At 41.9% G+C, this 6,267-nt stretch carries 4 protein-coding genes and 1 riboswitch; of the genes, 3 read left to right on the top strand and 1 reads right to left on the bottom strand.

Features of this window, described 5'->3' with window-relative positions; translation table 11 throughout:
* Nucleotides 1-158: 158 nt before the first annotated feature.
* On the bottom strand, nt 159-1,745 hold the full coding sequence (gene pckA / locus M3205_RS21335) for a phosphoenolpyruvate carboxykinase (ATP) (RefSeq protein ID WP_251171724.1): 1,587 nt from the start codon (nt 1,743-1,745) through the stop codon (nt 159-161).
* 218 nt (nt 1,746-1,963) lie between these two features.
* On the opposite strand from pckA, the gene M3205_RS21330 reads away from it, so the two are divergent.
* From M3205_RS21330 to asnB, 3 genes are all read left to right on the top strand, one after another.
* A complete protein-coding gene (locus M3205_RS21330) occupies nt 1,964-2,338 on the top strand; it encodes a thiol-disulfide oxidoreductase DCC family protein (RefSeq protein WP_251171723.1) in 375 nt (124 codons plus the stop codon).
* A gap of 105 nt (nt 2,339-2,443) precedes the next feature.
* Nucleotides 2,444-2,559, top strand: a riboswitch (SAM riboswitch).
* A gap of 307 nt (nt 2,560-2,866) precedes the next feature.
* The gene (metK, locus tag M3205_RS21325) at nt 2,867-4,063 is read left to right on the top strand and encodes a methionine adenosyltransferase (RefSeq protein WP_095244513.1); all 1,197 of its coding nucleotides are present in this window, start codon (nt 2,867-2,869) and stop codon (nt 4,061-4,063) included.
* Between the two features lie 291 nt (nt 4,064-4,354).
* Complete coding sequence (gene asnB / locus M3205_RS21320; RefSeq protein ID WP_251171722.1) at nt 4,355-6,259, top strand: asparagine synthase (glutamine-hydrolyzing); 1,905 nt, start codon at nt 4,355-4,357, stop codon at nt 6,257-6,259.
* Nucleotides 6,260-6,267 lie beyond the last annotated feature (8 nt).

The following is a 6,267-nucleotide window of genomic DNA, read 5'->3' as shown; positions in this document are numbered from 1 at the left end:
AGAAATGGCCTAGAAGATGACCTCGGAGAGGTCTATCATCATCTGAAAATGCTTCAAAGCCAATAAAATTCAAAAAAGAGGTCCGGAATGAGACTATTCCGAACCCCTTTTGTCTACAAACTGAAAGAATTGCCGCGTAAACGGCAATTCTTTCTCTATTAAGCGATTGGTCCGCCTTTTTGTTCAATGTCAGATGAAACGCTTGAAAACTTCTTGAAGTTTTCCCGGAATTTAGCAGCAAGCTCTTTTGCTTTAGCTTCATAAGCAGCCTGATCTGCCCATGTTTTGCTTGGCTGAAGAACTTCATCAGGCACTCCTGTCACGTGCTGAGGAATTTCCAGGCCGAAGATTTCGTCCTTGATTGTTTCTACGTTGTTAAGTTCACCTTCTAGTGCAGCTTCCACCATAGCGCGGGTGTAGGCGAGCTTCATGCGTTCGCCGACTCCATACTCTCCGCCAGTCCATCCTGTATTTACAAGGTAGACTTTTGCATTATGCTCATCGATTTTCTCGCCAAGCATTTCAGCATAACGATTTGCAGGAAGCGGTAGGAAAGGTGATCCAAAGCATGTAGAGAACGTAGCCTGTGGTGATGTTATGCCGCGCTCAGTTCCTGCAAGCTTGGATGTATAACCGCTTAAGAAATGGTACATTGCCTGCTCTTTTGAGAGTTTGGAGATTGGAGGCAATACGCCAAATGCGTCAGCTGTTAAAAATACGATTGTATTAGGATGTCCGGCAATGCTTGGGTCAACGATATTATCGATGGCCTGAAGCTGGTATGCCGCACGTGTATTTTCAGTTAAAGTGCTGTCATCGTAGTCTGCAACCCGGGTTTCGCTGTTTACCACTACATTTTCCAGCACAGCTCCAAAGCGGATTGCATCAAATATTTGCGGTTCTTTTTCACGGGATAGGTTGATGCATTTCGCGTAGCATCCGCCCTCAATATTGAAGACCCCATTCGCAGACCAGCCATGCTCGTCATCACCGATCAGCTTGCGGTTCGGGTCTGCAGACAAAGTTGTTTTTCCAGTACCGGATAAGCCAAAGAATAAAGCCACATCACCTTCACGTCCAACGTTTGCTGAACAGTGCATCGGAAGGATTCCGTTTTCCGGAAGCATATAGTTCATTACAGAGAAGATGGACTTTTTCATTTCACCTGCGTATTCTGTTCCGCCAATTAAAACAGTGCGGCGCTCGAATGATATGATAATGAATGTTTCAGACTTTGTGCCGTCAACAGCAGGGTCTGCTTTGAAATTTGGAGCAGAAATGACTGTGAACTCTGCCTGATGATCCAATAGTTCGTCTTCTGCCGGGCGAATGAATAACTGGTGTGCAAAAAGGTTATGCCAGGCATATTCATTGATCACCTGAATAGGCATGCGATGTTTTTTATCAGCACCTGCAAAGCCTTTGAAAACAAATACTTCTTCTTTTTCTTTTAAGTAATTGATTACTTTATTATAAAGATTGGAGAATGCTTCTTCAGAGATGGGCTGGTTTACGCTGCCCCAGTCCATTTTATCTTTATTCGATGCTTCTTCAACGATGTATTTATCTTTAGGGGAACGCCCTGTATACTTTCCTGTAGTAGCGCGTACAGCACCAGTGGAAGTAAGGCACCCTTCATTGCGGTTTAAAACTTTTTCCACAAGCTGAGGAACGGATAGTTGCACTTGAATGTTGCTGCCATTTAATAATTCACTCAATTCGTTTGATATGCTTACAGAGTTCATCTGATGAATACCTTCCTTTTTCCCGATTTTTTTATGAAAGTGATTACATCTCGAAATTAGTATAACACATTGAAATGATTAGTCTATACTATTACGAAATTTTTTTGTCTCTGTTAATAAATTGTCACAATTGGACAGGTAATCCACTTTGGTCGCCTTATAACCGATATATGCTATTATAGAAGAAAGTGTTAATTTTACCATGGGACTGATCTTAAATGAAAACAATTGCCCTATATGATGGAAGTTGCTCGTTATGCAAGGAAACAAAGAGAATATTTAAAAAGCTCGATTGGCTGAATAAAGTGGAGTGGATTTCCCTGCAGGATTATGAAAAAATGCCGGGTTCTTTATCATTTCCCAGACAAGATTTGCGCAAAGAGCTTCATCTTATTACCCCCTCAGGCAGCGTGAAAAAGGGTTACTATGCAGCACGGAGACTGCTGCTCCTATTTCCAGCCTCCTTTTTGATCAGCACCTTTTTATATTTACCTTTCACCGGACTTCTGGGCGATCCTGTCTACAAATGGATTGCGAAGAACAGGCATAAATTCCTAAAGAAAAAGTGTGATGATAGAAGCTGTTCCCTGTAAGGGAGAAGCTGAATTTTCCAAATCGTAATTTTACAGTTTAAAATAATGAAAATCTGTTGACATAGTTCGTTAAAATACGGTATGATTCAACCTTGAACGGATACTCTCTTATCCCGAGCTGGTGGAGGGACAGGCCCTATGAAACCCAGCAACCTGCTAAAGGCAATAATCAGCAAAGGTGCTAACCTGACGCAAGGACGTAATTCCTTGAACGATAAGAGTGAAAGGCGCGAATCGATTTGCTTTCAACCTTTTCACTAATGAGAAGGTTTTTTATTTTGCAATGAAATGAACGGCTTTTGGAATGTACTATTTATGTGAGTTTTTGGCACGCTTATGAATGATGGACGCATGGCATACCTGCCGGCGCTGTCTATTTTTCTAATAAAAACTCCATGTTTATTTCATACTACTAAGGGAATGAGTTCCGTATCAAACAGAGATCCATGAAATGACAGGGAAAATTATTTTTCCGCTTCCACATTTCTTATTTCTCGCTCAATTTTCTATTTATAAGGAGGAAGCCAGATGTCAACAAAACGTCGTTTGTTCACTTCTGAATCAGTTACTGAAGGTCATCCGGATAAAATCTGTGACCAAATTTCTGATGCAATCTTAGATGCAATTTTAGCTAAAGATGCGAATGCCCGTGTTGCTGCAGAAACTTCTGTAACAACTGGACTTGTATTAGTTGCAGGTGAAATCACAACATCTACATACGTAGATATTCCAAAAATCGTTCGTGAAACGGTAAAAGAAATTGGTTATACCCGTGCTAAATATGGTTTCGATTCCGAAACATGTGCAGTTTTAACCTCCATTGATGAGCAGTCTGCAGATATCGCAATGGGTGTTGACCAGGCGCTTGAAGCACGCGAAGGACAAATGAGCGATCAGGAAATCGAAGCAATCGGTGCAGGAGACCAGGGCTTAATGTTCGGTTTTGCCTGCAACGAAACGAAAGAGCTTATGCCTCTTCCGATTTCTTTGGCACATAAAATTTCACGCCGCCTGACTGAAGTTCGTAAAGAAGAAATCCTACCTTACCTTCGTCCGGATGGAAAAACTCAGGTAACTGTTGAGTATGATGAAAATGACAAGCCTGTCCGCATCGACACAATCGTTATTTCTACTCAGCATCACCCTGAAATCAGCCTGGAGCAAATCCAGCGTAATCTGAAGGAACATGTTATTAACCCGGTTGTTCCGAAAGAACTAATCGATGAGAATACTAAGTACTTCATCAACCCGACTGGACGTTTTGTTATCGGCGGACCTCAAGGGGATGCTGGCTTGACTGGACGCAAAATCATTGTTGACACGTACGGCGGATATGCACGCCATGGCGGAGGTGCGTTCTCCGGTAAGGATCCTACAAAGGTTGACCGCTCTGCTGCATATGCTGCACGTTATGTAGCGAAGAACCTTGTAGCAGCCGGTTTAGCAGATAAAGTTGAAGTTCAGCTTGCTTATGCGATCGGTGTTGCACAGCCTGTTTCAATTTCTGTTGATACATTTGGAACCGGTAAAGTGGATGAAGATGTATTGGTTGATTTAGTAAGAAAGCATTTTGATCTTCGTCCTGCAGGAATTATTAACATGCTGGGCCTTCGCCGCCCAATTTACAAGCAGACAGCTGCTTACGGACATTTCGGACGTACAGATGTTGACCTGCCTTGGGAGCGTACTGACAAGGCAGAAATTCTTCGTTCTGAAGCGCAATAGTAATTTAGAAAGCGGGAGTTGCATTTACTATGTAACTCCCGCTTTCTTTGTTGCGTCTAATATAATTAGGGTGTTCTAAACTTTTCGGTCTTTATGCTCTATAGTCGTTTATCATTTTATGGTATCGTATAAACTTCGGATAATGGCTTAATTTTCCATATAGAAACATTTTATATTCTGCGTGCTAATTATTAGGGATTAGTGGTAGTATTATAGGGTATGTTTTTAAGACAAAGAGCCGTTAGGCTATATCTAAATATTGAGAATAGAATGGAGTAGGTGACGTACATAATGTGTGGTTTTATTGGTTGTGTACATGAAAAAGCACAAAATTACCGTGACGCAGATAAAGAACAATTTCAAAATATGAATGATATCATTACACACCGGGGTCCGGATGACTCAGGGTACTATTTTGATGATCATATTCAATTTGGCTTCCGCCGGCTGAGCATTATTGATATTGAAAGCGGACACCAGCCGCTGACTTACGAGAATGAACGTTATTGGATTATCTTTAATGGTGAAATCTATAATTATGTGGAACTTCGTGAAGAACTTCTCAAAGCGGGCTTAAGCTTCGAAACAAGCTCAGATACAGAAGTCATCATTGCCCTTTACAGCCATATGAAAGAAAAAGCTGTTGAGAAATTAAGAGGTATGTTTGCGTTTGTCATTTGGGATAAACAGGAGCAGTCTTTATATGGAGCCAGAGATCAATTTGGGATTAAACCTTTCTTTTATTACGATAAGGGAGACCAAACGTTCTTTGGATCAGAGAAGAAAAGCATTCTATTGGCCCTTCAAAATGATGTATTAAATTATGACTCCCTTCAGCATTATCTGACCTATCAGTTTGTGCCTGAGCCAAACACGATGTCAGAGGGAATCAACAAGCTGGAGCCAGGCCATTATTTTACTAAAAAAATCGGTGCTCCGATGGATATTAAGCGCTATTGGAAAGCTGCTTTCCACCCTGTGCAGAAATCAGAAGCTGATTTTACAAAAGAAATCAGAGATGTATTATTCGACTCGGTCAAAATGCATATGCGTGCCGATGTTCCTGTAGGTTCTTTCCTTTCAGGCGGAATTGATTCTTCCATCATTGCGTCGATTGCGAAGGAATTCCATCCTGCTATTAAAACATTCTCTGTCGGTTTTGAGCGCAATGGCTTCAGTGAGGTGGATGTAGCGAAAGAAACAGCGGAAAAGCTGGGTGTCGAAAACATCAGCTATATCATTACTCCTGAGGAATACATGAATGAAATTCCGAGAATCATGTGGCATATGGACGATCCGCTTGCCGACCCGGCATGTGTGCCTCTTTACTTTGTGGCAAGAGAAGCACGCAAGCATGTAACGGTTGTACTTTCAGGTGAAGGAGCCGATGAGTTGTTTGGCGGCTATAATATATACCGTGAACCACAATCCCTGGAAGTCTTCAATAAAATTCCTGCCATCGGCAAAAAGCTTCTTCGCATGATTGCAAGCATAATGCCAGAGGGAATGAAGGGTAAAAGCTTTATCGAACGCGGTGTCACACCAATGGAAGAGCGCTACATCGGAAACGCAAAAATGTTTACAGAGCAGGAGAAGCGCAATCTGCTTCACGTCTATAAAAACAGCTTAAATTATACGGATATTACGAAACCTTTATATGAAGAAAGCCGCGGCTATGATCCGGTTGACCGCATGCAGTATATCGACATTCATACCTGGATGCGAGGAGATATTTTATTAAAAGCGGACAAAATGACGATGGCTCATTCTCTTGAGCTTCGTGTTCCTTTCCTTGATAAAGAAGTGTTTGAAGTGGCTTCCAAAATTCCGACCAGCCTGAAAACAGCAAATGGCACCACGAAATATATTCTTCGCAAAGCTGCCGAGGGTGTCGTTCCGGATCATGTGCTAACCCGCAAAAAACTTGGGTTCCCAGTGCCGATCCGCCATTGGCTGAAGGACGAGATGAATGAGTGGGCGAAAAATATCATCCGCGAAAGCAATACAGATCACCTGATTAATAAGGACTATGTATTGCAGCTGCTTGAAAATCATTGTCAGGATAAAGCGGACAACAGCCGCAAAATCTGGACAGTTCTGATGTTCATGGTTTGGCATCAGGTATATGTGGAGAAGAAATACTCCTTTGAAAAAGAATACTTGTTAGATAAAGACTTGCAGCCTCTTAAAGGCTAATCAAAAGC

Origin of the sequence: Cytobacillus firmus (assembly GCF_023715565.1) — a bacterium.
GTDB classification, from domain to species: Bacteria; Bacillota; Bacilli; order Bacillales; family Cytobacillaceae; genus Cytobacillus; species Cytobacillus firmus_C.
This window is presented reverse-complemented; position numbering and strand designations above follow the sequence as displayed.